Raw genomic sequence first — 25,951 nt, forward strand, 5'->3', positions numbered from 1 at the left:
GACCCTTGCCGTGGCCGGCCTGACCGGGGCGCTGCTGCTGACCGGCTGCCAGGACGAGACCCGGCTGACCCAGCTGGACCAGTCCGGGGTCTCCACCGAGGAACTGGTCGGCCAGCAGATCACCCTCACCAACGACGTGGAAGGCATCTACGGGGAGGAGTTCCTGACCATGGGCGATGAGCAGACGGTGGTGTTCGTGAGCGAGATGCCCGCCGATCTGCGCCCCGGCGACGAGGTCGAGGCCACCGGCACCGTGGCCGCCGGCGACCTGTTCAGCGAACCCGGCGACCGTGACCGGCTGATGCGCCTCACCGACGAGGAGACCGCCAACTACCTCGTCAACCGCGAGTCCGAGCCCTACCTCACCGAGGCCACCGTCACCGTCGTCGAGTAGCAAGCAGCCCGGCCCCCACCGACGGGCGGCGGCGATCACCGGCGCCGGGTCAGGACGGGCGGCTGGTCGCGTCCCGGACCTCACCGACGAGTTCTTCCAGGACGTCCTCCAAGGCGATCACAGAGGCTTCTCCGGCTCTGGTCCCGGTGCCGGTGAGCAGGGCCAGGTGGGCGTTGCGCTGCTGCATGGCCCGCATGACGTGGCGCAGCTTGGCGTCGGCGGCCACCGTGCCGAGCCGGCGGATCGCGTCCTGCGGGACGGGGGCGTGGCGGCGCTCGGGCGGGATCCCGAGCAGGTCCTTGGTGTGGACGTAGCCCACCAGCGTCCCGTCGTCCTCCTGGACGGGGAAGCGGGAGAAGCCCGTCCGAGCGCAGACCTGCTCCAGCTCCGCGACGGTCGCGGAACGGGGCACGGTGTGCAGCTGCTCGGCCGGGATGGCCACGTCCTCCGCGGTGAGGTGCTCGAAGTTCAGCGCCCCGGTGAGCAGGGTGATCTCGTCCTCGTCGAGCAGGCCCTCCCGGCCCGACTCGGCGACGAAACCGGCGACCTCGTCCGAGTTGAAGCTCGACGCGACCTCGTCCCTGGGCTCGGCCTTCAACGCGTGGCGGACCACGAGGTTCGCGGACTGGTTCATCAGCCAGATGAACGGGCGGAAGGCCAGCACGAAGACCCGCAGGACCGGGCCCAGCAGCAGGGCCGAGGCCGCCGGCCTGGCGATGGCCATGTTCTTGGGGACCATCTCCCCGATCACCATGTGGAAGAACGTGACGACCAGCAGGGCGATGACCAGGGCGATGGGGTGCACGAGGCCCTCGGGCACCCCGAGGTCTGCCATGGGGCCCTCGATGAGGTGGGCGATCGCGGGCTCCCCCACGGCGCCGATCAGCAGGGAGCATGCAGTGATGCCCAACTGCGTGGCGGCCAGGGACGTGGAGACGTCCTCGATGCCCTTCAGTGCGGTCTTGGCGGCACCGGAACCGGCCGCGGCCTTCGGCTCGATCTGGTCACGGCGGGCCGAGACCATGGCGAACTCCGCGCCCACGAAGAACGCGTTGCCGCCCAGCAGCAGGACCAGGAAGAGGATGGCGAGGCCTTCGCTCATCGGGACTCACCCCTCTCGGCGTCGACGGCCGCGGAGCCGGAGGCATCGCCGGCCCCTTCGGAAGCCTTCTCGGCGGGCGCCCCCTCGGGCGTGGTGCCGCCGGCGTCGGCCCGGCGGCCGTCGCCGCGCCGGACGACGATCCGGTCCACCCGGTACCCGTCCATCCGCACCACGGTGAGGGTGACGTCGGTGCTGGTCGGCAGGTTGTCCTCGTCGCGGTGGACGTGGTCGACGGCCTCGAACGAGACCGTGTCCCCCGCCAGGGGCAGCCGGTCCAGCCTCTCGGCCATCAGGCCGCCGAGGGTGTCGGACTCCTGGCCCTCGGGAAGTTCCAGGCCCATGACGTCGCCGAGCTCGTCGGGGCGCAGCAGCCCGGACACGGAGATCCCGCCCTCGCGGGTGCGGCGGTACCGGGCGACGGTCTCGTCCTGCTCGTCGTCGATCTCCCCGACGATCTCCTCGATCAGGTCCTCGAGGGTGACGATCCCGGCGGTCCCCCCGTACTCGTCGACGACCACGGCCAGCTGCAGGCCCGGCTTGCGCAGCTCGCGCAGCAGCGGGTCCAGGGTCATGGACTCGGAGACGGTCGTCGTCGGGACCGCGATCTCGCGCACGGTGCGGGTGGCGCGGTCCTCGTACGGCACCGCGAGGGCGTGCTTGAAGTGCACGACGCCCACGATGTCGTCGACGGAGTCGCCCTCCACCGGGAAGCGGGAGTGACCGGTCTCGGCGGAGATCGTGATGAGGTCCTGGACGGTGTGGTCGTCCAGGAAGGTGACCTGCGGGCGCGGTCGCATGACGTCGGCGGCCGTGCGGTCGCCGAACTCGATGGACCGGGCCACCAGCTCGGCGGTGCCGGCGTCGAGGGTGCCCTCGGCCCCGGAGCGGGAGACCACGGCCATCAGCTCCCCGGCGGTGCGCGCGCTGGCGACCTCCTCGGCGGGGGTGAACCCGAGCAGCTTGAGCACCCAGTTGGCGGAGGAGTTGAGGATTTTCACGAGCCAGCCCAGCAGCAGCATGAAGATTCGCTGGGGGTGGACCACGAGCCGGGACACGCGCATCGGCTCGGCGATCGCCCAGTTCTTCGGCACGAGTTCGCCGAAGACCATCTGGGTGAACGTGGCGATCACGAACGCGGCCGTGGTGGCGATGCCGGTGGCGGCCACCGGGGACAACCCGGTGAGGCCGAGGCCCTGTGCCAGGATCACGCCCAGCGAGGGTCCGGCGAGGAACCCCACGATCAGGCTGGTGAGGGTGATGCCCAGCTGCGCGCCGGAGAGGTTGGTGGAGGTCTTCGTCAGGGCCCGCTCGATGGCGGCGGCCCTCCGGTCGCCGGCCTCCTCAGCGGCCCGGACCTCGTTGCGGTTGACGGTCAGGAGGGCGAACTCCACGGCCACGAACAGCGCGTTGCCGGCCACGAGGAGCACGGCCACGGCGAGCAGGATCCAGGCCTCTAGCACGCGGTGCACCCCTCGGTCGGGGAGGTGCGGTCAGGGGAACCCGTACTTCGGGGCTCCGTTTCGTCCGGACCGGCGGAGGCGCGGTGCGCGCCTCCGGGGGACCGGGTGTGGGAGGAATGCATGGCCCCAGAATAACGGAGGCGCCGGGGAGCGCGGTGCGGACCGGCTCAGGCGAGGAACGCGCGCAGGGACCGCTCCGCGGCCCGGTAGGTGGCGGCGTCGATGGTCTCGCCGTCCAGGAACCGGTCGATCACCCGCGGGTCCGTGTAGGAGCTGCGGGCGATGGCGGCCGTGTTGCCCAGGTGCTCGGCGACCTCCCGCATGGCGGCGGACACGGCCTTCTTCCGGGCGCTCTCGCTGGGCCGGGTGTCGGCGCGGGCGGCGAGCGCCATCGCGGCGGTCACCGTTCCCTGCCAGGTGCGGAAGTCCTTGGCGGTGAAGTCGGGGCCGCACCGGTCCCGCACGAAGTCGTTGAGCCGGGCGCTGGTGATGCCCACCCACTGCCCGTCCTCGTCGCGGTACGCGAGCGCGGTCTCGTCCGGGCCGCGCTCCAGCATGGGCGCCAGCGCGGCGGCGAGGTCGGCGTCCCGGAGGGTCGGTGTCCAGCGCTGCCCGCTCTTGCCGGGGAAGTCGAGGTGCACGTCCTGCCCGTCCACCCGGACGTGCTGGACCAGCAGGGTGGTCACGCCGTAGGAGCCGTTCGACTGGGCGTACTCCTCGTTGCCGACCCGCAGGGCGGCCTCGTCCATGAGCCGGAACGCCGCGGCGCAGGCCTTCTCCGCCGTGATGCCCTCCGAGCGCAGCAGCCGGGTGACGGCCGGGCGGGCCTGCGGGAGCGTGTCGCCGAAGTCCAGGACGCGGTCGAACTTCTCGCGGTCCTTCAGCTCCCGCCACCGCGGGTGGTAGAGGTACTGGCGCCGCCCGGCGTCGTCGACGCCCGTGGCCTGGATGTGCCCGTTGGGCTGCGGGCTGATCCACACATCCTTCCAGGCCGGGGGGATCGCCAGCTGCCGGATCCGCTCGAGCTCGGCCCGGTCCTGCACCTTCGTGCCGTCGGCCTGCCGGTAGGAGAAGCCCTTGCCGTGGCCGCGGCGGGTGATCCCGGGGCGCCGGCAGTCGCTGCGCCGCAGGCGGGGCGTGCGGGGCTTCGCTGGGGTCTGCTGCGTGGCGGCCATCGTGTCCTTCCGGATCGGCTCCGGGACCACCCCGGGAACACCAAGTCTACTGACTGTCGGGGGCGTGAGCGCCGACTCGGCGGTGGGACCGGTCAGGGATCCGAGCGGGTGTACGCGGCGGCGCGCACGGCGTCGTCGTCCTCGAGCCCGGCGCCGAGGGCCCCGCCCACGGTGGCGAGCGTGGCCGTCAGCCACGCGAGCTTGACGTACTCCACCGTGCCGACCGGGGCGCCGATCACGTCCGCGAAGACCTCGCCGTCCACGAGCAGCAGCGCCCCGAGCCAGGACAGGGCGAAGACCGCGAGGTAGAAGACGGACACGCCGATCGCCACGGTGGCGGCCGTGGCGAGGTTGAACAGGGCCACCTGCTCGCGCTCGCCCCGCCGGCGCGGGCGCTCCCACAGCCGGGCGCCGACGACGAGCGCACCGGTCACCGCGGCGATCGACAGGACACCCAGCAGCCCCAGCCGCCAAGGGCCGTAGGCGGCGGCGAGCAGCCACAGGTCGGAGGCGACCAGGGTGAGCACGCCGGTCGCCGCCGCCAGGGCGAGGAGCCGGGACAGCCGCACCACCAGCGTCCACGGCCGGTTGGCGCGGATCATCCCGAGCAGCAGGCGCACGTTGCCGCCCAGGACCCGCACGGTGAACTGCACGGCGTTGTCCTCGGGCCGGTCCTCGAGGTCCTCCGCGCGCTGCCGGGCCCGCCGGACGAGCTCCTCCTGCGCGTCGGCGTCGTCCGCGTCCTCCGCGTCGTGGCCGAGCAGGTGGCCGACCACCCGCACGGCCGCCTGCCGGACCTTCTGTCCCACGTGCAGGGCGCCGAGGGCCGGGACGGCCACGAGACCCACGCCGTGCACGGGGCTCAGCTGCGTCAGCACCGGGCTGCGGCCGTCCTTGAGCGGGACGTCCGTGAGGACGACGACGAGGTCCCAATCCTCGTCGAGCATCCGGTCGCGCGCGGCCTCGAGCAGGTCGAGACCGTCCGCGGGCGGGACGACCAGCCGGTCGGTCACCGCCGCCACCCGCCAGCGCACTCCCGAATAGCGCTCGTGCAGGGGCCCCGGCAGGGAGACCGCGAGGTCCTTGGGCAGGGCGCCCGCGATCTGGGGCGAGAGGACGAGGCCGACCAGCAGCTCGGGCACGGGCTCGGGGCAGGGGGCGGGATCGGCGGTGGTGGCGGAGGGATCGGCGGTGGTGGCGGAGAGGTCGTCGGGCACCGGTCAATCCTGGGGCAGGTCGCCCGGAAACTCCACTCGCCCCCGGGCCGTGGGTGCGGCCGCTGTCGCACGCGGCCACCCAGGCGCCGCACCGGGGAATGATTAGGTCATGTCCGTGTTGCGTATTTCCCGGATCACGACCTATGGTGATCCCTGTCTCGGAGGTTAGGCAACCCTTGCCTAACCTCCATCCGTACCGACGGTCCCGCCGTCGACGTCCGAAAGGGTGGCCGTGGCCCCTCTGCTCCCCCGCGCTCCGCGCCCGCTGTTCCCCGCCCCGTCCTCCGCGCGCCGCCGCGGCAGGGCCCCGGCCGCCGCACTGGCCGCGGGGGCCCTGGTGCTCACCGGGTGCTCCACGGGCCCCGCGGGCGGGGAGTCCGGGAGCGCGTCCACGTCCGCGGAGGGCGCCACCGGCGAGTTCCCCCGCGCGGTGGAGCACGTCTACGGCGAGACGACGATCGAGGAGGCCCCCGAGCGCGTGGCCACGGTGTCCTGGGTCAACCACGACGTCGCGACCGCCCTCGGCGTGGTGCCGGTGGGCGTGCCCACCACGGACTTCGGCGCCAACGAGAACGGGTCCACGGACTGGTTCGAGGCCGCGCTGGAGGAGTCCGGGGCCCAGGCCCCGGAGACCTACGCCGAGACGGACGGGATCAACTACGAGGCGATCGCGGCGCTGCAGCCGGACGTCATTCTGGGGGCGTACTCGGGGCTGACCCAGGAGGAGTACGACAAGCTCTCCGAGATCGCCCCCGTGGTCGCCTACCCGGAGGGCGCCGTGGCCTACGGGACCTCCTGGCAGGACTCCACGGAACTCATCGGCCAAGCCCTGGGCCGGGAGGAGCAGGCGGCGGAGGTCGTGGCGGACGTCGAGGAGCAGATCGAGGAGACCGCGGCGCAGCACCCCGACCTGGAGGGCACCTCCTTCGTCTACGGCACGATCGACCCGTCGGCCGCCGACCCGATCTTCGCCTACACCGCGGTGGACAACCGCCCGAGGTTCCTCGACTCCCTCGGCATGGTCCAGTCCGAGGCCGTCGAGCAGGCCGCCGAGGGCAAGGAGGACGAGTTCTTCGTCACCTGGTCCCCCGAACGGGCCGACGACCTGGCCTCGGACGTGTTCGTGAGCTGGGCCGAGGACGAGGGCGTCCGCGAGGCCATCCAGAACGACCCCCTGCTCAGCAGGATCCCGGCGGTGGCCGACGGCGCCCTGGTGCTCCAGACGGACCCGCAGGAGGTGCTCTCGGTCTCCGCCGCCTCCCCCCTGAGCATCCCGTGGGCGCTCGAGAACGTGGTCCCGGACATCGCCGAGGCCGCCGCGTCCTCCGGCGGCGAGTGAGACCGCGGTCCAGGTGAGCACCACGACCACGGCCTCCCCCGCCCGGACGGCCCCCCGGGTCCCCGGCGCCGCAGCACGGCGCCGGGGCCTCGGCCTGTCCGCCGCCGTGCTGCTGCTGGCACTCGCCGCCGCGGCCTCCCTGTTCTGGGGGACCCGCTCGGTCGACCCGGCCACGGTGGTCGCCGTGCTCACCGGACTGCCCGCCGCTCTGCTCGAGGGCGGCTGGTCGCAGCTCTCCGCCGGGCTGGGCATCGACGCCGCCGTGGTGCAGAGCCGGATCCCCCGGACCCTGACCGCGGTGCTCGTGGGAGCGGCACTGGCCGTGGCCGGGGCCGGGATGCAGGGGGTCAGCCGCAATCCGCTGGGCGACCCCGGGCTGCTCGGGTTGACCGCCGGCGCGGCGTGCGCGGTGGTCCTCGGGATCGGCTGGCTCGGGCTGGTGGCCACGTGGCAGCTCACCGCACTGGCCCTCGCCGGCTCGGCCGTGGCCGCCGTGCTCGTCTTCGGCTCGTCCCGGCTCGGCGGCGCCGCCCCGACCCCGGCCGGCCTGGTCCTGTCCGGGGCGGCCGTGAACGCCGGTTTCACCGCGCTGACCACGTCCGTGGTGCTCGTGCTGCCCGCCGTGCTGGACCGCTTCCGGTTCTGGAGCATCGGCTCGGTCGCCCGCGCCGAGGCCACCGACCTCGCCGCCGTGGCGCCCCTCGTCCTGCTCGGCGTGCTCCTCGTGCTCGGCGGCTCCTCCGGGCTCAACGCCATGGCCCTGGGCGACGAACTCGCGCACGGGCTGGGCGTGGACCTGGGCGCCCAGCGCGTCCTCGTCTTCGTGGGCGTGGTCCTGCTCTCCGGCTCGGCCACGGCCCTCGCGGGCCCCATCGCCTTCGTGGGCCTGCTCGTGCCCCACGCCGTGCGACGCTTCCTCGGCGGCGACTACCGCTGGATCGTCCTGTTCAGCGCGGTGCTCGGCCCCGTGCTGCTCCTGCTGGCCGACGTCCTGGGCCGGGTGCTGACCCCGCCCCAGGAGATCCACGTGGGCGTCACCACGGTGGTGCTGGGCGTGCCCGTGCTGCTGGTGCTGCTGCGCCGGGGACGGAGCGTGACGCTGTGACCGGCACCGTGCTCGCCCCCGAGGCCGTGGTCCCCGTGGAGGGCGGGACCGCCGAGCTCGTGCGGGCCGTCCGCCGGGAGCGGGCCCGGCGCACCCGGCGGGCGGTCGCCCTGCTGACCCTGGCGCTGCTCGCGGCCCTGGCCGTGCGCGTGCTGCTCGGGCGCTACACCGTGACGGTCCCCGACTTCTTCGCGATCCTCGCCGGGGAGCGGATCCCGGGGGCGAGCTTCATCGTGCTGCAGGAGAAGCTGCCGCGCGCCGTGCTGGGCGCGCTCGCCGGGACCGCCCTCGGCTGCTCCGGCGCCCTGTTCCGCCGGGTGCTGCGCAATCCCCTGGCCAGCCCCGACATCCTGGGCATCACCTACGGCGCCGCGGCGGGGGCCGTGGCCGGCACCGCGGTGTGGGGGCTGCGCGGCACGGCCGTGTCCTGGACCGCCCTGGCCGGGGCGGTGCTCGCCGCGGCCCTCATCGCCACCGCCTCGGTGCGGCTGCGCACCGGCGGGATCGTGGGCGAGCGCTTCCTGCTCGCCGGCATCGGCGTGGCCGCGCTCGCCCAGGCCCTCACCGCGGCCCTGCTGGTGCGGCTGTCCCTGAACTCCGCCCAGGACGCCGCCCTCTGGACGGCGGGCTCGCTCAACGCCGCCACGTGGGACCGGATCGCCGTCCTCGGCGCGTGCCTGGTCCTGGCCGTGCCCGCGGCCGTGGCGGTGCACCGCGCGCTCGAGCCGGCCGAGTTCGGCCCGGAGCTGGCGGCGGGGCTCGGGGCGCGCCCGGCGCGCAGCCGGGCGCTCGCCCTGGGCCTGGGCGTGCTGCTGGCCGCGGTGGCCACCGCCGCGACCGGTCCACTCGCCTTCGTGGCGCTGATGTCCACCCCGGTGGCGACCGCCCTGACCCGGGGACGGACCTCGATCGTGGCGTGCGCCCTCGTGGGCGCCGTGGTCGTGGTGCTCGCCGACTCCGTGGGCGCGGACCTGCTGGCGCAGGCGCAGCTGCCGGCCGGCGTGGTCACCGGCGCCGTGGGCGCCCCCGTGATGCTGTGGCTGCTCGTGCGGCAGCGGAGAGGAGCCCTGGCATGAGCCGCGATCCGCGCCCTGATCTGCGCCCCGTGGAGGATCCCGCGGCCGACGTCCCCGCCTTTCGGATGCGCGGCCTGTCCCTGGGCTACGGCGACCGCACCGTGGTGCGGGAGGTGGACCTCGACATCCCGCACGGGGCCACCACCGTGCTCATCGGCGCCAACGGGTGCGGCAAGACCACGCTGCTCAAGGGCCTGTCCCGGCAGCTGCGCCCGGTCGCCGGCACCCTCGAGGCGGACGGCCGTGGCGTGCGTGAGTGGCACGCCCGCCAGTACGCCCGCTCGGTCAGCCTCCTGCCGCAGTCGCCCGTGGTCCCGGAGGGACTGACCGTCGCGGAGCTCGTGGAGCGCGGACGGCACCCGCACCGCCGGTGGTGGGGCGCGCCCTCCCCCGACGACGACGCGGCCGTGGCCCGGGCGATGGAGCTCACCGAGCTCACGGCACTGGCCGGGCGGCCCGTGGAGGAGCTCTCCGGCGGGCAGCGCCAGCGGGTCTGGATCGCCCTGACCCTGGCCCAGCGGGCCAGGACGATGCTGCTCGACGAGCCCACCTCCTACCTCGACCTGGCGCACCAGGTGGACCTGCTGGACATGCTCCGGGAACTGGAGCACCCGGACGGGCCGGGTGCCGGCCGGGCCACCGTCGTCGCCGTCCTGCACGAGCTGAACCTGGCCGCGCGCGTGGCCGACCGGCTCGTGGCGATGTCCGACGGGCGCATCGTGGCCGCGGGCACGCCCGCCCAGGTGCTCACCCCCGAGCTGCTGGCCGAGGTCTTCGGGCTCCGGGCGGACGTCGCCCGGGACCCCGTGGGCGGGCGGCCCGTCGTCCTGCCCCGGGGGCGGGCCCGCGAGGGCTCCCACCCCGTCCCGCCCGCCGCACCCGTGGCCCTGGGCCCCGAGCCCCGAGCCGCCGCCGAGACCGGAAGGACCCTGCTGTGACCGTCGTCCCCGCCCCCGAGGCCTCCGCCGCCCCCGACGCCCCCGTGCTGTGCGTCGAGGCCGCCGTGACGTCCGTGACCCAGCTGTGCCCGTCCTTCCGGCGGATCACCCTCGCGGGCCCGGAGCTCGCAGGGCTGTCCCCGGCCCTCGTCGGGGCCGGGGGCGCGACCCGGTGCCGGGACGCCTACATCAAGCTGCTCGTCCCGCCCCCGGGCCGCGAGCCCGAGCGGGCGGACCTGTCCCTGGGCCTGCGCGAGGGCTGGTTCGCCCGGCCCGCCGAGGAGCGCGGCTGGATGCGGACCTACACCGTGCGCGGCGTCCGGCGCACGACGTTCTGCGGGATGGTGGTCCCGGAGCTCGTGATCGACGTCGTGGTGCACGGCGGGCACGCCCAGGACGGCCCCGGCAGCCGGTGGGCGGCCGCGGTGTCCCCCGGCGAGCGCGTGTACCTGCTCGGGCCCGGCCCCCGGGAGCGGCCCTGGGCGGCGTGGGACCACGGCGGCGCCCAGCGCGTCCTCGCCGTCGGGGACGAGACCGCGGCACCGGCCCTGATGTCCGTCGCGGAGGAGTTCACGGACGCCCACTCCGGGCTCCCTGCGGGCGGGACCCGTCCCCGCCTCGACGTGGTGCTCGAGGTCCCGCACCCCGAGGACGCCGCCGCCCACCGCCTGCCCGCCGACCTGCCGGACGTGCGGCTGCACGTCCTGCCCCGCGCCGGGGACGGGCAGCCGGCCGGGCACGGGCACCGGGCCGCGGTGCGCCTCGCCCGTCTGCTCGAGCTGCCGGGCGGGGCCGTGGACGACGTCCTCGCGGGCCGCCGCCCGCCGCGCGGCCGCGGGACGCCCGCCCTGCCGGTCACGGAGAGCGACGCCGAGAAGGCCGCGGACAGCGCCGCGGAGCCCCGGGCGTGGTCGGTGGCCACGCCCGGGCGCGCCGACGTCCCCTACGTGTTCCTCGCCGGCGAGTCCGGCACCGTCAAGGCGCTGCGCCGGCTGTGCGTCGACGCCGCGGGCATTCCCAAGGACCACGTGTCCTTCATGGGCTACTGGCGGCAGGGCCAGGCGGAGTCCTGAGCGCTCGGCGCGGGCTCCCGCCGGGTGCCGTCACGCCGTGATCCGTCCGTGGGCGGAGCCCCGGGGCGCCGGTCAGCTGTCGTCCGGCCGCGGCGTGACGCGCAGGACGGCGTCGTCGGCACCGTTGGAGGTGGTGACCCACAGGGCGCCCTCGTCGTCGAGGGTCAGCGAGCGCAGCCGGCCGTAGTGGTTCTCCAGCTCGGCCATGCGGGTCAGTCCGGTGACCGCGGTGTCCTCGACCCGGTAGACCCCCACGCCGGTGTTCTTGAGCTCCGCGACCGCCAGGGCCCCCTCCCAGGCGCCCCACTGCTCCCCGTCGAGGAAGGCGGCTCCGCTGAGGGCCACGGTCGGGCGCCCGGAGGACCACGCCGCCGGGATCGCGTCCGGGTACTTCTCCAGGTCGGTCATGGGCACGGACTCGTCGTAGCCGGGCTCCGGGTCCCACCCGTAGTTGCCGCGGGGCTCGAGGACGTTGATCTCGTCGTCGGTGCCGGGACCGTGCTCCGCCGACCACACGGTGCCCGTTCCGGGCTGCACCGCGAGGCCCTGGACGTTGCGGTGGCCCAGGGTGTGGACGGCGGCCGCGGGCCCGTCCCGGTCGGCGAACGGGTTGTCCTCCGGGATCGTGCCGTCGGGGTGGAGCCGCAGCGTCTTGCCCCCCAGCGAGTCCGGGTCCTGCGGGTGCTCGCCCTGGGCGGCGTCGCCGGTGCCGACGCGGAGAGTGCCGTCCGGGGCGAAGCGCAACCGGCAGCCGCTGTGCCGCCCGGAGCTGATGGGCAGGCCGTCCACCACGGTCCCGGTGCGCTCGGCCGCCGCGGCGTCCTCGTCGAGCCGCCAGCGGGTCACCCGCACGTCCTGCGGCCGGCCGTCGCCCGTCCGCGTGGCGTGGCAGAGGAAGATCTCCCGGTTCCGCCCGAAGTCCGGGGAGACCTCCAGACCCATCAGCCCGGCCTCGCTGCCCACGAACAGGTCGTCCAGGTCCGCCTCGACCTCCCGCGTGCCCTGCTCGTCGTGGGCCAGCAGCCGCCCGCCGCGCTCGGTGACCAGCACGGTGCCCTCCGGGGTGAGGGCCACGTCCCACGCCAGCTCGAGGTCGTCCACGACCACCTCCACGTCCAGGGCGGGCGCGGCCGCCGGAGCACCCAGGCGCTCGCCGGTCGCCACGGTTCCGCCCCCGTCGGGGGCGCAGGCACTCAGCAGCAGTGCCAGCACGGACAACGTGCTCACGATCCCCCTGCGGACACCCATGGAGGCAATCTACTCCGATCCGCGAGCGGCAGGACCGCAGGATCGGTGCATCCTGCCCCGGACGGAGCGGGGAGCAGAGCGGGGGGGCGCCGGTGGACCACGACCCGGCCGGTCACGCCCGGCCGGTCCTCCTCGACGCGGTGGCACCGGTCGTGCCGGGCACGACCCACGTGGTCACCACCGGGCTGCTGCCCCCGGGCCGGCCCCTGACCGCGTCCCTGCCGCGGGGTTCGGGCCGGCCCTCGTGGCGTCCCTGGCCACGGCGTCCACGGCCCCGCACCGGTGGAGCCCGTCACGGTTCTTCATGCCTGCTGTGCTCGTCGTCCGGGTCCCCTCGTCCCGGTGGGCGACCGTCCCCCGCGCCGGTCCTGACGGGGTCCGGGAAAATCAAGTGGTGATCCGTGACCCGCGTCTCAGTAGGATGGGCCGGAGCCGCCGGATCTTCCTGATTTCCCTGGTGGCTGGGCCGGTGCGGGGGCGATCTCGTACCGGCCGCTTTCTGCCCCCGTCCGCACTCCGCCGCAGGGTCCGGCGGGCGGGCCCCACGGCTCAGCAGATCTTCTCCTCCACGGGCAGCACGCCCTCGAGGAGGTAGGTGGTGACCGTCTCGTCGACGCACCGGTTGCCGCTCAGGTAGGCCCCGTGCCCTTCACCCACCCGGGTCAGCAAGTGCCCGTCCTCGAGCTGCGCGGCCAGCGCCTGCGACCACTCGTAGGGCGTGGCCGGGTCCCCCGTGCTGCCGACCACCAGGATGGGCCCGGCACCGGCGGCGTCGATCGGGGCGGGCGCGCTGACGGGTTCGTGCGGCCAGGCCCCGCAGGTGACCTGCCCGTGGCTGAACCAGTCGCCGAGGGTCGGGGACGCTTCCTGCAGCTGAGCGTCCAGCGCCGCCATCGCGGCGGGGTCGTCGTTCTCGGGACGGTCGAGGCAGTCGATCGCGATGTTCGCCTCGTAGGAGTTGGTGTAGGTGCCGTCGGGTCCACGGCCGTAGGCGATGTCCGCGAGGCGCATCAGCCCCGTCCCGTCCCCGTGCTCCGTGGCCAGGACCAGGGACTGGGTCAGGAACCACCAGATGCGCGGATCGTAGAGCGGTTTGATGAGCCCGCTGACCGCGTCGTCCACGGTGAGCGGCCGTCCGTCGACGGTCGACAGCGGCTGCGCCTCGATCTGCCGGAGCAGGGCCTCGATCTCGGCCAGCCCCTCGTCGGCGGTCCCCTCGAAGGGGCATCCGTCCAGCGGCAGACAGGACTCGACGTACACGCGCAGGGACCGTTCGAAGCCGGCGGCCTGGTCGAGGGTCAGCCGAGCGCCGTCGAGGGACGGGTCCATGGCCGCGTCGAGGACGAACCGGCCCGCCCGTTCGGGGAACAGGTCGGCGTACGTGGCGCCGAGGAGGGTGCCGTAGGAGTAGCCGAGGTAGTGGAGCTCGTCGTCGCCCAGCACCGCCCGCAGGATGTCCAGGTCCTTGGCGGCGCTGACCGTGTCGACCTCGCCGAGCAGCGGGCCGGTGTTCGCCGCGCACGCCGCGGCCCACCGCTCGGCCGCCGCAACGGCCTGGGCCAGGCCCTCCGGGGTGTCGGGGTCGACGGAGCCGGCACGCATCGCGTCCAGCGTGGCGTCGTCGACGCACTCCACCGCGGTGGAGCTGCCCACGCCCCGCGGGTCGAAGCCCACGATGTCGTACGCGGCCCGGACGCCCGGGTCCAGGCCGGCCGCCCACGCCTCGATCGCGGCCGTCCCGGAACCGCCCGGGCCGCCGAAGTTCACGAGCAGGGAGCCCTGCCGGGCGGCGGGGTCGGTGCTCACCACCCGGGTGACCGCCAGCTCGATCTCCCCGGCGGCCGGGTTCGCGTGATCGAGCGGCGCCCGCACCCGGGCGCACTCCGCCGCCACGCCGCAGGCGGTCCACACGAGCTGCTGGGCGTAGAAGTCCTCGAGCCCGGGCGGCACCTGCGCGGTGACGACGACGCCCTGCTGCGGCGCGGCGACCGTGGCCGCCCCGGCCGCCGGACCGGACGCCAGGAGCACGGCCAGAGCCAGCGCGGAGCCCGCACGGCGCGTGCGCCGGCGCCTCCTGTCGCGCGCACCGGGAAGCTGGTCGGGGCTGCGGGTGTTCTCGGGAGGACGCATGGGTCACCACTGCTTTCGGTCGAACCGGCCGGACGCCGGGGCGCGGGCACGAGCGCGGACGCGCACGTCGTGTTCCCTGCCGGCGACCTCGCGGCCCGCCGGGCCCCGGGCGCCCCCGCGCCCCGCAGCCCCCGACCTCCACGCCCCACCACCGCGCGACAAGGGGCTTCAGGGTAGGAACGCGCCGATCGGGCGGTCAAGGATGTGTCGCGGCGCGAAGGCGTCACAGGTGGTCCCGCGCCGCGGGGCGCAGGACCACCGCGGACAGCAGCCCGCCCGCCGCGAGCAGGCCCGCGCACAGTCCCATGACCACGGGGAAACCCTCGCGGACCAGGGCCGGGTCGGTGAGGCCGGTCTCCCCGAGTCCCCCCACCAGCGGGACCGCGGCGACCGCGAGCAGGCCCGCCGTGCGCGCCACGGCGTTGTTGACCCCGCTGGCCAGCCCCGCCTGCTCGGTGGGCAGGGCGCCGAGGACCGTGGCCGTCAGCGGCGTGACCAGCAGGGTCAGTCCGGCGCCGAACACCGCCGCCGGGAGCAGCACCTCCAGGAGGTAGTGCGCTCCGGGCCCGGCCCGGCCCAGCAGGAGCACCCCGAGCGCGGCGATCAGCGGACCGGCCGTCATGGGCAGTCGCGGACCCGCCCGGTGCGCGAGGGCGCCGGCGGACGGCGAGAGCAGCAGCATCAGGACGGTGACGGGCAGCAGGGACAGTCCGGCCGCCACGGGCGAGAAGCCGGCTCCCACCTGGAGGGCGACGACGAGGACGAAGAAGACCGCGCCCAGTCCGGCGTAGACCACGAAGGTGATGACGTTCGCCGCGACGAACAGTCGCTCACCGAGCAGGGCGGGAGGCAGCAGCGGGGACACCGCACGGCGTTCCCGGAGCAGGAACGCCGTCAGCAGGCCCGCGCCGGCCGCGAGCGCCCCGGCCGTGCCCGGCACCGACGGGTCGTCGCCGGCCGCGGCCGTCAGCCCGAGCGTCAGCGCCCCGAGCCCGGTCACCAGCAGGGCGGCGCCGGGCACGTCCAGCTGAGGGCTGGCCGCCGGGTCCCTCGACTCGGGGACGTGCCGGCGGGCGATCAGCGCCACGGCGAGCGCCAGCGGCAGGTTGATCAGGAACACCCACCGCCACGAGGTGGTCTGGACCAGCCAGCCGCCCGCGAACGGCCCCACGGCCGAGGCCACCCCCGTGAGCCCCGACCAGGCGCCGATGGCGCGGGCGCGGTCCCCGGGAACGAAGGACGACTGCAGGATCGCGAGGGCGGTCGGCACCAGGAGGGCGCCGCCGATCCCCTGCACGGCACGCGCGGCGACGAGGACGGTGACGTCGGGGGCCAGGCCGCACAGCGCGGAGGCCCCCGCGAAGCAGGCGACGCCGATCAGGAAGATCCGGCGCCGGCCGTACCGGTCCCCCAGCGAGCCGCCGAGCAGCACGAGGGCGGCCAGGCTCAGCGTGTACCCGTTGACCACCCAGGTCAGGCCGGTGCTCCCCGCGCCGAGGTCGGCGCCGACCGCCGGCAGGGCGATGCTCACCACGGTCGTGTCGATGAACGTCAGGGCCGAGCCGAGCACGGTGGCGGCCAGCACCCACCAGGCCCGCCGCTGGCCCCAGGACAGCAGCTCGGGCGGAGGGTCGGCATCGGAGGATCGCACCATGGGCAGCTCGTTCGTCGTCGTTCCCGGGTCAGCCGCTCTGCTGGGCCTGCCGCTCGGGGTCGAAGAACTTCCCCAGCACCACGGTGTCCTGGACGGCGTAGCCCATCCGCTCGTAGAACTCCCGGGTCCCCGGGTTCGTGGTGCGGACCATGAGCTGCATCTTCGGGATGCCGCGCTCTGCCACCCACTCCTCGGCCGCGGCCATCAGCTCGCGGCCCAGGCCCTGACCGCGGCGGGCCGGGTGCACGGCCACGTAGTACACCCATCCCCGGTGGCCGTCGTGGCCGACCATGGCGGTGCCGGTGAGACGGCCGTCCTCGACGGCGGCCAGGACGGTGGAGGACGCGCTCCCGAGCGCCCGGTCCAGGTCCGCCCGGGGGTCGTTCCAGGGGCGGGTCAGCCCCGCGTCCTGCCACAGGGACACGGCGTCCTCGCGCAGGTGCTCCGGCAGTCGTTCGACGATCACGCGGCCTCCTTCGGTCGGCCCATGCTCTCACGGACGGCGATTCTCGCCCTGCGATAACGGATCTGGCCCACGGCGGTGAGCTGGCTCACACTCTGAGCTACACCCGTCACCGTCGACGAGGAGGAGACCCATGGTCTATCCCGCGAAGTACTCCGCCCTGAACGCCCTCGCCCTGACCGACGAGGCGAAGCGCACCCTCACCCGCGTCATCCGGGTCGCGTTCCCCCATCCCCGGATCCCCGACGGCCCGTACGAACGCATGACGGAGAAGATCGTCGCCGAGGCCGAGAACTCCACGTGGTTCCGGATGGCCCTGACCCAGGGACTGCTGACCCTGAACTCGCTCAGCGACGCGCCGTTCGTGGAGCTGCCGGACGACGCCGCGCTCAAGGTGCTCAAGCGGATCGCCGACCTCGAGTTCTTCGGCTTCATCCGCCGCACCACCGTGCTGCACCTCTACGACGACCACGAGGTGTGGGAGGCGCTGGGCTACGAGGGCGAGTCCTTCTCGCAGGGCGGCTACCTGCACCGCGGCTTCGACGACCTCGACTGGCTGCCAGACCCGCGCGTCGAGGAGTCCGAGGAGGAGCTGCCCGAGTGCGGCCCCCTGGGCTACCCGGTGGCGACCGCCGCCCCCAAGGAGGGGTGGAACGTGGCCGCGAAGCCGGCGGCCGAGACCACGGACGAGCCCTTCAGCGACCTCTTCAAGGGGTCGGACGTCGTCGGAACGGGAGAGACCGCATGACCACCACACCCCAGGACCAGCAGCGCTCCGCCCGGATCGAGCTCGACGACGACTCCGCCGTCGTCGTCATCGGCTCCGGCGCCGGAGGAGGAACACTGGCCCACGAACTGACCGAGAAGGGCGTCAAGGTGGTCCTGCTCGAGGCGGGGCCGCACCTGACCAGCGAGGACTGGGTCAACGACGAGTGGGAGGCCTTCCACCAGATGGCCTGGCTGGACCCGCGGACCACCACCGGGTCCTGGCGGATCGCCCGGGACTTCCCCAACCTCCCGGCGTGGCTCGTCAAGGCCGTCGGCGGGACCACCACGCACTGGTCGGGGGCCACCCCCCGGTTCAAGGCCCACGAGTTCCGCACGCGCAGCGTCTACGGGCGCGTCGACGGCGCCAACCTCCTGGACTGGCCGATCGGCCTGGAGGACCTGGCCCCGTACTACGACCGGGCCGAGCAGAAGATCGGCAGCACCCACCGCCACGGCCGCCCGCCGCTGCCCGCCAACAACAACTACAAGGTGCTCGCGGCGGGCGCGCAGAAGCTCGGCTACCGGCACTACGCGACCGGCCCCTACGGGACCAACGCGGAACCGTACGACGGGCGCCCGGCCTCGATCCAGGACGGGTTCAACTTCCAGGGCGACAAGAACCGGTCCAAGTGGTCCACGCTCGTCTCGGAGATCCCCAAGGCGCTGCGCACCGGGAACCTCGACCTGCGCCCGGACTGCCACGCCGTGCAGATCACCCACACGGAGAAGGGCCTCGTGGACAGCGTGGTCTACGTGGACCGGGACGGCCAGGTGCAGCGGCAGAAGGCGCGGCTCGTGGCCGTGGCGTGCAACGCGATCGAGACGCCGCGGCTGCTGATGCTCTCGGCGTCCCCGCTGTTCCCGGACGGACTCGCGAACTCGTCGGGGCAGCTGGGCCGCAACTACATGCGGCACACCACCGGCTCGGTCTACGCACAGTTCGAGCGGCCGGTGCACATGTACCGGGGCGAGACGATGGCCGGGATCGTCGCCGACGAGTCCCGGCACGACGTCGACCGGGGGTTCGCCGGCGGGTACTACATGGAGACGATCTCCCTGGGGCCGGCCTTCCTGGCCAGCTTCGGGGACCCGGGCGCGTGGGGCCCGGACTTCGCCGCCCTGCTGGACGGCTACGAGAACACCGCCGGGATGTGGGTGGTGGGCGAGGACATGCCGCAGGAGAGCAACCGGGTGACCCTCAACTCCACGGTGACCGACCACCTGGGGCTGCCCGTGCCCAACGTGCACTTCGACGACCACCCGAACGACGTCGCGATGCGCAACCACGGCTACCAGCAGGCCTCCCTGCTCTACGAGTCCGTGGGCGCCGTGTCCACGCACCGCACCCCGCCGTACCCGGCCACGCACAACATGGGCACGGCCAGGATGAGCGAGCGGCCCGAGGACGGGGTGACCGACGCGTTCGGCCGGACCCACGACGTGCCGAACCTCTTCGTCTCGGACGGATCGCTGTTCACGACCGGTGCGGCGGCGAACCCGACGCTGACGATCGTGGCCCTGGCCGTCCGGCAGGCGGACCACATCGCCCAGCAGCTGGCGGGCCGGCACCTCTGAGGGCCGTGCGGCGGAGGGCGGTTCAGCCGGTGGCGGTCCCGGCCGGACCGCCCTCCGCGGCGCGCAGGGCCCGTCCCACCCGGTCCGCGGCGTCCCGCAGGACCGGCGCGACCGACCGGTGCCGCTGCTCGAACTCGGAGGGCGGCAGGGACACGGCCACGGAGCCCAGCGTGCGCCCGGCGACGTCGACGACGGGCGCGGCCAGGCACGAGGCGCCGGGCACGAACTCCTCCCGCTCCACGGCGACGCCCTCCGCGCGCACCCGCCCGAGCTCACGCCCCAGGCCCTCCGGCGTGGTGAGCGTGCGGTCCGTCAGGGGACGCATCCCGTGGCGGCCGAGGTACTCCGCCACCTCGTCGTCGTCCATGCGGGAGAGCAGGATCTTGCCGAAGGCCGTCGCGTGGGCGGCGTCCGTGAACCCGAAGCCCATGGGAGTGATGCGCGGCCGGCGCGGGGAGTCGACCACGTGCGCCACCACGATCGCGTCACCCCGGTAGACCGCGAAGTAGGCGGCGGCGTCGGCGCTCGCGTGCAGCTCCCGCACCGCACGCTGCACCGTGGCCGGCGTGGCGACCTGCTGGCGCAGGGAGGCGTCGAGGGCGTGGAGCTTGTAGCCCAGGCCGTAGCGGCGCTGGTCCCGGAGGTGCACCACGTGCTCGGAGGCCACGAGCGTCTGCAACAACCGGTACACCGAGGGCAGCGGCATCCCGAGCTCGGTGCTGATGTCCTTGGCCGTGGCCCCGCGGGCGTCGCCCGCGACCACGTCCAGGAGGGCGAAGGCTTTCTGGACGGAGGCCATGCCGGTGTCGCGTTCGGTCATGCCTCACATTCTGGCCTGCCGGATTGCAGGTGCCAACAGGCCGGGAGCACCGCCCCCGGCGTGCCGGCGCGTCAGCGGGCGGTCACTCGACCGTGATCTCGCCCATCCGGTTCCACCCCGAGGCCGAGATCTGCTCGCTGATGATCTGCGGGGTCTCCACGAGCGCCTGGGGCGCTTCCGCCGTGAACTTCTCGAAGTGCTCGCTGTTCACGTGCGGGCCCGCGCCGTCGTCCTCGAAGGCCTCGACGAGCACGAACTCGTGGGGGTCCTCCACGCTGCGGGACCAGTCGAACCACAGGTTGCCCGGCTCGGCGCGGGTGGACTCCGTGAACTCCTTCGAGAAGTCGAGCCAGCGGTCGGCCCAGTCCGGCTTCACCTTGAACTTGACGACGATGAAGATCATCCCTGCTCCCTTCTCGGCGGACGCCCCGGGGTGCCCGGGGCTCTCGGTGCCAGTGTCACGGGCCGTGGGACGGCCCGCCAAGGGAGGTTATCGCGGACCGATAACGACGACGCCCGCCCCTCCCCTGCCACGATCTCCTCGCCGCTGCCGGACGGACCGCCCGCGGGGTGGGATCATGTCCTCATGAGCCGCCACCTCGCCACCGCCCTCGTGGACGACCTCCGGGCGCGCATCGTCGGCGGGCGGACGCCCCCCGGCGAGCGCCCGCCCCGCCAGAGCACGCCGCTCACCGAGCACGGGGTCAGCCGCACCGTGGTGCGGGAGACCGTCCCCCGGCTGCGGCCGGAAGGGCTCGTGCACACCCGGCGGGGCAGCGGCAGCATCGTGCCGGCCCCTCCGGCCGCGCCCGCCGGGACGAGCCGGCGCGTGCGGACCCTGCAGGACCGGCACCGGCTGCCGGCCTTCCGGGCCGGGGCCGGGCCCGGGGCCGCGGCGCTGGGGAACGACGTCGGGTTCCACCGGACCGTGGTGGAGGCGGACGGCGGCGCGCCGTCCACGACCGCCCCGGGGAACGGCTGAGGCCGGCGTGGCACGGCAGGAGCTCCTCGCCGGCGTCCGCCTGACCCCGGTGCAGATGCTGCGGGCGCTGCGGGACGAGCCGGGGCTGGTGGGGCTGTTCGGCGACTGGTTCGACGGGGACGCCGTGATCGGCTTCCGGCCGCTCCGGGTGCTGGGCGAGGACGAGGACCCCTTCGCCGCCCTGGACGCCCGCCCCCCGCAGGAGCACGGTCCCGCGGAGGACGGCTCTCCCGGGGACGACTCCGGCCCCGCCTGCGGCGGGGGCTGGATCGGCTACCTCGGCTACCAGCTGGCCCGGCGGCTGGAGCGGCTCCCCGCCGCCCCGCCGCGCCCCGCGCGGCTGCCCGACCACCACCTCGGGTACTACGACCACGTCCTGCGCCACCGCGCCGCGGACGGCGCCTGGGTGCTCGAGTGGCTGCCCGGCGCGGACCCGGCCCGGGTGGCGGCCGCGCGGGAGCTTGCCCTGGCGGCGCCGGACGCCCCGCGCGAGCCGGTGCCCTACCGGTGCGGGCCCTTCACCGCCGACGCCTCGGCGGCCGCCCACGCCGCCGCCGTGACCGCGGTGCTCGGCCACATCCGGGACGGCGACGTCTTCCAGACCAACATCTGCCGCGGTCTAGAGGCCGGTTTCGAGGGCGACCCGCTGGACCTGTTCTGCGCCGGCCACGAGACCCTCTCCCCGCGCTTCGCCGCCTTCCTGCGCCTGCCCACGGGGGCGGTGGCGAGCCTGTCCCCGGAGCTGTTCCTGCGCCGCACCGGGCGCACGGTGCTGACGTCCCCGATCAAGGGCACCGCACCGGCGACGAGCGACCCCGCGGCGCTGCACGCCTCGGCGAAGAACCGGGCGGAGAACGTCATGATCGTGGACCTGATGCGCAACGACCTCTCCCGGGCCTGCGTCCCCGGGTCGGTGCGAGCCCCCGCGGCGCCCCGGGTCGAGCCCCACACCGGGGTCCACCACCTGGTGGCGGACGTGCAGGGGCAGCTGCTGCCGGGCCTCGGGGACGGGTCCCTGCTGCGGGCCACGTTCCCGCCGGGATCCTGCACGGGCGCCCCCAAGATCCGGGCCATGGAGATCATCAACGCGCTCGAGCCCGCGGCCCGCGAGGTCTACACGGGGGCGATCGGCCGCGCCGGCCCGGACGGTCTGGTGCTCAACGTGGCGATCCGCACCTTCGAGTTCACCGGCGACCGGGCCCGGCTCGGGGTGGGCGGCGGGATCGTGGCCGACTCCGACCCCGCGGACGAGACGCACGAGACGCTCGTGAAGGCGGTGCCCCTGCTCGACGCCGTCGGGGCCGTGCTGGGCGAGGACCTCCGGCAGGACTGGGACGGGCACCGGCCCGCGACCGGCCTCGACCTCCTTCCGGCCCTGCCGGTCCTTCCGCCGGTCCGCGGAGAGGGGGTGTTCACCACGCTGCTCGTGCGCGAGGGCGCGCCCGTGGACCTCGATGCCCACCTCGAGCGGCTCGGCGGCAGCTGCCGCACCTGCTACGGCTCCGCCCTGCCCCCGGGCGTCCACGGCGAGGTGATGGACCGGGCCTCCGGGCTGCCCGGCCCCCACCGGCTGCGGATCACCGCCGTTCCCGCCCCGGAGGGCGCCCTGACCGTGACGGTCACGGCGACGCCCCTCCCGCCGGAGCCGGTGCCGCCGTGGCGGCTCGTGCCGGTCCGGCTGCCGGGCGGACTGGGCGAGCACAAGTGGGCGGACCGCCGGGTGCTGGCCCACGAGCCGGTCCCGGGCCTGTGGTCGCGCAGCTGCGACCCGCTGCTCGTGGACGCCGACGGCACGCTCCTGGAGACGGGCCGGGCCAACGTCTTCGTCGTCGTCGACGGCGCCGTGCTCACCCCGCCCGCGGACGGCCGGATCCTGCCCGGGGTGGTGCGCGCCCGCGTCCTGGCGGCGCTGCGCGCCGCCGGGGCCGACGTCCGCGAGCGCCCGGTGCGGTGGGAGGAGCTCGCCCGCGCCACCGAGGTGTTCGTGACCAACTCGGTGGCGGGCGTACACCCCGTCGGGGCCGTCGACGGCGTCGGGCGGTGGGAGCCCGGGCCCGTGCTGCGCGCCCTCGGACCGCTCCTCGGCTAGCCCTTCGCCGAGGCGGTCCGCCATCCGCCGTGGTACTCCTTGCGCACCACCTCGGAGTAGGGCACGGGGCTGACCACGGCACGGACCTCGAGCTGCTCGTGCGGCTCCACGGTGGTCTTGCGGCTGCCGCCGTCGGGCTCGCCCCAGACGACCTTCAGCTCGGTGCCCTCGGGCACGTTGGGGTCGACGGTGGCCAGGGACAGGGCCTTGCGCTCGTTGTAGCTGTAGCCGGTGAACATGGACAGGCCCACGGTGCGGCCGTCGGCGTCGACCACCGCGTCGTAGTTGGACGAGCCGTAGTTGGCCAGGGGCAGGTCGAAGTACTTGTAGTCCGGCCCCTCGGTGTCGAAGAGGGAGGCGAAGATCTTCTGCATGTCCTCGGCGTTCCAGGCCAGGGTCGCCTTCCGGCGCTGGGTCGAGGGGTCGACCTGCTCCAGGGCGTCGCGGCCGATGAAGTCGTGGTCGAACTTCACGAAGGACCCGTAGCCCAGCTCCCAGGGCGTGAGGTAGTAGTCCTCGATGTTCTCGGAGACGAAGCTGCCGGCGAGCGCGTTGGTGGCCTCGTAGCTGTCCGCCCCGAGCCACTTCCGGTAGTCCGCCGTGCCCTCGCCGGTGTAGATCGCCGGCAGCGGGGACGGGATCCAGCCCGACTCCAGGGTGTTCGAGGGGTACGCCCGGGCGCCGACGGGCACGATGCCGAACTCGGCGCCGACCTCGAGGATCGTGGCCCGGACCTGGTCGTAGGACTCGTAGGGCCCCCAGATCTCGAGCCCGGGCTCCCCGGCCATGCCGTGGCGCAGGGTGCGGACCTGGGCGCCGCCCACGCTCATGCGGTCCATCGTGAAGAACTTCAGCTGCTCGAGCGGCCCGCCGTTGAGCTTCTCGATGATCTGCCACGCGTTGGGGCCCTGGATCTGGAAGCGCCAGTACTTCCGGACCACGGGTTTGCCCATCGGGCGGGACGGGGAGCGGCGGTCGACCTCGATGTCGACGTCGTAGCCCCCGGTCTCGCCGTGGTAGAGCAGCCAGTTGGCGGCCGGGGCGCGGCCCACGTAGACGTACTCGTCCTCCTCCTGGTGGAACAGGATGCCGTCGCCGATGACGTGGCCGGCCGGGGTGGTGGGCACGTACTGCTTCGCCTTGTTCACGGGGAACGTCTTCGTGCTGTTGATCGCGGTGTCCGAGATCAGCCTCAGCGCGTCCTTGCCGCGGATGAACAGGTTGTCCATGTGGTGGGACTGGTCGTAGAGCACGGCGGTCTCCCGCCATGCCTGCTGCTCGCTGCGCCAGTTGTGGAACTCGGGCGCGACGACGGGATAGACGTACGCGCCGATCTGCGAGTTGCGCAGCAGCTCGACGGTGCCGCCGGAGGCGTCGAGGACGTCCTGGAGAGTGCGGGGTGCCACGGTGAACTCCTTCTTCTGCGGTGGTGCCCCGGCCGCGCTCGCGCCCGGGGCGGGAACGGGGATCAGAACACGATGGTCTGGCGGTCGTGGCGGATGATGCGGTCCTGGCAGTGCCACAGCACGGCGCGGGAGAGCACCTGGCGCTCCACGTCCGCGCCGCGCCGGGCGAGCTCCTGCGCGGAGTCCCGGTGCGAGGCGCGGACCACGTCCTGCTCGATGATCGGGCCCTCGTCGAGGTCCTCGGTGACGTAGTGGGCGGTGGCGCCGATGATCTTCACACCCCGCTCCTTGGCCTTCCGGTAGGGCTCGGCCCCGATGAAGGCGGGCAGGAAGGAGTGGTGGATGTTGATCACCGGGACGCCCACGGCCTCGAGGAACGGCGAGGAGAGGATCTGCATGTAGCGCGCGAGGACCACGAGGTCGACGTTGCCCTGCAGCAGGCGCAGGTGCTCCGCCTCGGCCGCCGCCTTGTCCTGCGTGGGGACGTGGAAGAACGGGATGCCGAAGCCGCGGACGTCCTCGGCCATGTCGGGGTGGTTGGAGACGACCATGGAGATCGTCATGGGCAGCTCGCCCCGGCGCTGGCGCCAGATGAGGTCGAGCAGGCAGTGGTCGGACTTCGAGGCGAAGATCGCGACCCGCCGCGGCACCGAGAGGTCCGTGAACCGCCACTCCAGCTCGAAGCCGTCCGCGAGGGCCGCGCCGAGGTCCTGCTCGAGCGCGGGACGCGCCGCCGGGTAGCCGGACAGGTGGAAGACCGTGCGCTGGAAGAACGCCCCGCCCTCGGGGTCGTCGGAGTGCTGGTCGAGGGCCACGATGTTCGCCCCGTGCCGGGCGAGCACCGAGGTGACGACGGCGACGATCCCCGGCTGGTCCCGGCCGTGCACCACGAGGCTGGCGTGGTCCGGGCGGAGCATCGACGGCCCGACGGCGCTCACGGGACCCGCCCGTCCGAGCCGAACTCCCGGATCCACTCGGCCGTGGCCCGCAGTCCGCCGAAGGTGTAGAAGTGCAGCAGGACCTGCCCGTGGACGGCGGGGTCGTGACCGGCGGCGAGGTCGCGCAGGAAGCGGTCCGGGCCCGCGGTGCCCAGCAGGTTCGTCAAGGAGAAGCCGTACTTCTGGACGATGCCGGCCGAGGTGCCCACGCCGAAGCGGCGCGCGTAGCCGAGCAGGCGCTTGACGCCCGCCGGCCCGGGTACCCCGACCCGCACCGGGGCGTCGACGCCGCGGCGGCGCACCTCGGCCAGCCAGTCCAGGACCGGGTCCTTGTCGAAGCCGAACTGGGTGATGACCTCGGGCTCGAGTCCCTGCTCGCGGATCGCGGCCGTCTTGTCGGTCAGGGCCGACCACAGGGTGTCGTCGTCGATGCCGGGGTGGCCCTCCGGATAGCCGCTGACGCCCACCCCCCGGACCCCGTGCCGCTGCAGCACCCCGGTGCGGATGACGGACAGGGAGTCCTCGTACGGGCCGTCCGGGGTCTCGGGGTCCCCGCCCACCACGAAGACGTGCTCGGCGGCGCCGACCTCCGCGAGCGCCGCGAGGAACTCCTCGAGCTCGTCCTGGGAGCGCAGCCGCCGCGCCGAGAGGTGGGGCACGGGGACGAACCCGTGCTCCCGCACCGCGCGGGCCGCGGCCACCCGCATGGCGAGGTCCTCGTTGCCGAGGAAGGTCACGTTGATCCGGGTCCCCGGGGGGACCACGGCGGCGGCCTCCTCGAGCGCAGGCACGTCCTTGCCCGTCATCTCGAGGGAGAAGTCCCGCAGCAGGGCGGCGGCCGGTCCGGCGTCGGGCGTGTCGGTCGGCATCGATCCACTTCCTTTCCACGGCGTGCGCCCGGGGGCCCGCCCTGCGGTGTGGGGTGTACACGGTCTCGCCGCCAGTGTCGCAGGTCACAATAACTATGTACAGAGTGTTTCCATCGAGGGCACGCCCCGC

23 protein-coding genes are annotated in these 25,951 nt (G+C 74.3%); 10 read left to right on the forward strand and 13 right to left on the reverse strand.

The annotated features are described in order from the left end of the window. Positions 1 to 394: hypothetical protein (locus ACH9D2_RS09085; RefSeq protein WP_396360902.1), on the forward strand; the 394-nt coding region annotated here is incomplete at its 5' end. Between the two features lie 49 nt (positions 395 to 443). Here the strand turns inward: ACH9D2_RS09085 and ACH9D2_RS09090 are convergent. From ACH9D2_RS09090 to ACH9D2_RS09105, 4 genes are all read right to left on the reverse strand, one after another. Beyond that, complete coding sequence (locus tag ACH9D2_RS09090; protein ID WP_396362518.1) at positions 444 to 1,496, reverse strand: hemolysin family protein; 1,053 nt, start codon at positions 1,494 to 1,496, stop codon at positions 444 to 446. Next, positions 1,493 to 2,956 carry a hemolysin family protein gene (locus ACH9D2_RS09095; RefSeq protein ID WP_396362519.1) on the reverse strand — a complete coding sequence of 488 codons (1,464 nt, stop codon included), beginning with the start codon at positions 2,954 to 2,956 and terminating at the stop codon, positions 1,493 to 1,495. Before ACH9D2_RS09095 ends, ACH9D2_RS09090 begins: the two co-directional genes overlap by 4 nt. A gap of 167 nt (positions 2,957 to 3,123) precedes the next feature. Beyond that, positions 3,124 to 4,131, reverse strand: a complete 1,008-nt coding sequence (locus ACH9D2_RS09100; RefSeq protein WP_396362520.1) for a DNA topoisomerase IB — start codon at positions 4,129 to 4,131, stop codon at positions 3,124 to 3,126. A 92-nt stretch (positions 4,132 to 4,223) separates the two neighbouring features. Further along, the gene (locus ACH9D2_RS09105) at positions 4,224 to 5,348 is read right to left on the reverse strand and encodes a hypothetical protein (protein WP_396362521.1); all 1,125 of its coding nucleotides are present in this window, start codon (positions 5,346 to 5,348) and stop codon (positions 4,224 to 4,226) included. A gap of 232 nt (positions 5,349 to 5,580) precedes the next feature. Here ACH9D2_RS09105 and ACH9D2_RS09110 point away from each other — a divergent pair, with 232 nt between their 5' ends. From ACH9D2_RS09110 to ACH9D2_RS09130, 5 genes are read left to right on the forward strand one after another with little or no spacing between them, the layout of a single operon-like run. Beyond that, positions 5,581 to 6,687, forward strand: a complete 1,107-nt coding sequence (locus ACH9D2_RS09110) for an ABC transporter substrate-binding protein (RefSeq protein WP_396362522.1) — start codon at positions 5,581 to 5,583, stop codon at positions 6,685 to 6,687. A gap of 13 nt (positions 6,688 to 6,700) precedes the next feature. Beyond that, positions 6,701 to 7,792, forward strand: a complete 1,092-nt coding sequence (locus tag ACH9D2_RS09115; protein WP_396362523.1) for an iron chelate uptake ABC transporter family permease subunit — start codon at positions 6,701 to 6,703, stop codon at positions 7,790 to 7,792. Continuing rightward, positions 7,789 to 8,868 (forward strand): iron chelate uptake ABC transporter family permease subunit, encoded by a 1,080-nt coding sequence (locus ACH9D2_RS09120; RefSeq protein ID WP_396362524.1) that lies wholly within the window; start codon positions 7,789 to 7,791, stop codon positions 8,866 to 8,868. Before ACH9D2_RS09115 ends, ACH9D2_RS09120 begins: the two co-directional genes overlap by 4 nt. After that, on the forward strand, positions 8,865 to 9,806 hold the full coding sequence (locus tag ACH9D2_RS09125) for an ATP-binding cassette domain-containing protein (protein WP_396362525.1): 942 nt from the start codon (positions 8,865 to 8,867) through the stop codon (positions 9,804 to 9,806). The genes ACH9D2_RS09120 and ACH9D2_RS09125 overlap by 4 nt, the downstream gene beginning before the upstream one ends. Beyond that, positions 9,803 to 10,879 carry a siderophore-interacting protein gene (locus tag ACH9D2_RS09130; protein WP_396362526.1) on the forward strand — a complete coding sequence of 359 codons (1,077 nt, stop codon included), beginning with the start codon at positions 9,803 to 9,805 and terminating at the stop codon, positions 10,877 to 10,879. Before ACH9D2_RS09125 ends, ACH9D2_RS09130 begins: the two co-directional genes overlap by 4 nt. Positions 10,880 to 10,951: 72 nt before the next feature. Here the strand turns inward: ACH9D2_RS09130 and ACH9D2_RS09135 are convergent, their stop codons facing one another. The 4 genes from ACH9D2_RS09135 to ACH9D2_RS09150 form a co-directional block, all read right to left on the reverse strand. Then, positions 10,952 to 12,106 carry a PQQ-dependent sugar dehydrogenase gene (locus ACH9D2_RS09135; protein WP_396362527.1) on the reverse strand — a complete coding sequence of 385 codons (1,155 nt, stop codon included), beginning with the start codon at positions 12,104 to 12,106 and terminating at the stop codon, positions 10,952 to 10,954. Between the two features lie 570 nt (positions 12,107 to 12,676). Next, complete coding sequence (locus ACH9D2_RS09140) at positions 12,677 to 14,257, reverse strand: alpha/beta fold hydrolase (protein ID WP_396362528.1); 1,581 nt, start codon at positions 14,255 to 14,257, stop codon at positions 12,677 to 12,679. 223 nt (positions 14,258 to 14,480) lie between these two features. Then, positions 14,481 to 15,911 carry a DHA2 family efflux MFS transporter permease subunit gene (locus ACH9D2_RS09145; protein ID WP_396362529.1) on the reverse strand — a complete coding sequence of 477 codons (1,431 nt, stop codon included), beginning with the start codon at positions 15,909 to 15,911 and terminating at the stop codon, positions 14,481 to 14,483. Between the two features lie 28 nt (positions 15,912 to 15,939). Next, positions 15,940 to 16,377, reverse strand: a complete 438-nt coding sequence (locus ACH9D2_RS09150) for a GNAT family acetyltransferase (protein ID WP_396362530.1) — start codon at positions 16,375 to 16,377, stop codon at positions 15,940 to 15,942. A 130-nt stretch (positions 16,378 to 16,507) separates the two neighbouring features. Here ACH9D2_RS09150 and ACH9D2_RS09155 point away from each other — a divergent pair, with 130 nt between their 5' ends. Together ACH9D2_RS09155 and ACH9D2_RS09160 are read left to right on the forward strand one after the other, a co-directional pair. Beyond that, positions 16,508 to 17,122, forward strand: a complete 615-nt coding sequence (locus ACH9D2_RS09155) for a hypothetical protein (RefSeq protein ID WP_396362531.1) — start codon at positions 16,508 to 16,510, stop codon at positions 17,120 to 17,122. Beyond that, positions 17,119 to 18,717 carry a GMC family oxidoreductase gene (locus tag ACH9D2_RS09160; protein WP_396362532.1) on the forward strand — a complete coding sequence of 533 codons (1,599 nt, stop codon included), beginning with the start codon at positions 17,119 to 17,121 and terminating at the stop codon, positions 18,715 to 18,717. The genes ACH9D2_RS09155 and ACH9D2_RS09160 overlap by 4 nt, the downstream gene beginning before the upstream one ends. Before the next feature lie 22 nt (positions 18,718 to 18,739). On the opposite strand, the gene ACH9D2_RS09165 is transcribed toward ACH9D2_RS09160, so the two are convergent. Together ACH9D2_RS09165 and ACH9D2_RS09170 are read right to left on the reverse strand one after the other, a co-directional pair. After that, entirely contained in the window at positions 18,740 to 19,537 is a 798-nt protein-coding gene (locus ACH9D2_RS09165) for an IclR family transcriptional regulator (RefSeq protein ID WP_396362533.1), read from the reverse strand. An 82-nt stretch (positions 19,538 to 19,619) separates the two neighbouring features. Beyond that, on the reverse strand, positions 19,620 to 19,940 hold the full coding sequence (locus tag ACH9D2_RS09170) for an antibiotic biosynthesis monooxygenase (protein ID WP_396362534.1): 321 nt from the start codon (positions 19,938 to 19,940) through the stop codon (positions 19,620 to 19,622). 183 nt (positions 19,941 to 20,123) lie between these two features. Between ACH9D2_RS09170 and ACH9D2_RS09175 the strand changes: the two genes are divergently transcribed. Further along, positions 20,124 to 20,519 carry a GntR family transcriptional regulator gene (locus ACH9D2_RS09175; RefSeq protein ID WP_396362535.1) on the forward strand — a complete coding sequence of 132 codons (396 nt, stop codon included), beginning with the start codon at positions 20,124 to 20,126 and terminating at the stop codon, positions 20,517 to 20,519. A 7-nt stretch (positions 20,520 to 20,526) separates the two neighbouring features. Continuing rightward, positions 20,527 to 22,608 (forward strand): chorismate-binding protein, encoded by a 2,082-nt coding sequence (locus ACH9D2_RS09180; RefSeq protein WP_396362536.1) that lies wholly within the window; start codon positions 20,527 to 20,529, stop codon positions 22,606 to 22,608. On the opposite strand, the gene ligM is transcribed toward ACH9D2_RS09180, so the two are convergent. The 3 genes from ligM to ACH9D2_RS09195 form a co-directional block, all read right to left on the reverse strand. After that, positions 22,605 to 24,014: a vanillate/3-O-methylgallate O-demethylase gene (ligM, locus tag ACH9D2_RS09185; protein ID WP_396362537.1), complete on the reverse strand. Its 1,410-nt coding sequence runs from the start codon at positions 24,012 to 24,014 to the stop codon at positions 22,605 to 22,607. The genes ACH9D2_RS09180 and ligM overlap by 4 nt on opposite strands. Before the next feature lie 62 nt (positions 24,015 to 24,076). Further along, on the reverse strand, positions 24,077 to 24,931 hold the full coding sequence (purU, locus tag ACH9D2_RS09190; protein WP_396362545.1) for a formyltetrahydrofolate deformylase: 855 nt from the start codon (positions 24,929 to 24,931) through the stop codon (positions 24,077 to 24,079). A gap of 17 nt (positions 24,932 to 24,948) precedes the next feature. Next, entirely contained in the window at positions 24,949 to 25,821 is an 873-nt protein-coding gene (locus ACH9D2_RS09195; RefSeq protein ID WP_396362538.1) for a methylenetetrahydrofolate reductase, read from the reverse strand. Between the last annotated feature and the right edge of the window lie 130 nt (positions 25,822 to 25,951).

Origin of the sequence: Kocuria rhizosphaericola (assembly GCF_044462205.1) — a bacterium.
Taxonomy (GTDB): domain Bacteria; phylum Actinomycetota; class Actinomycetes; order Actinomycetales; family Micrococcaceae; genus Kocuria; species Kocuria rhizosphaericola.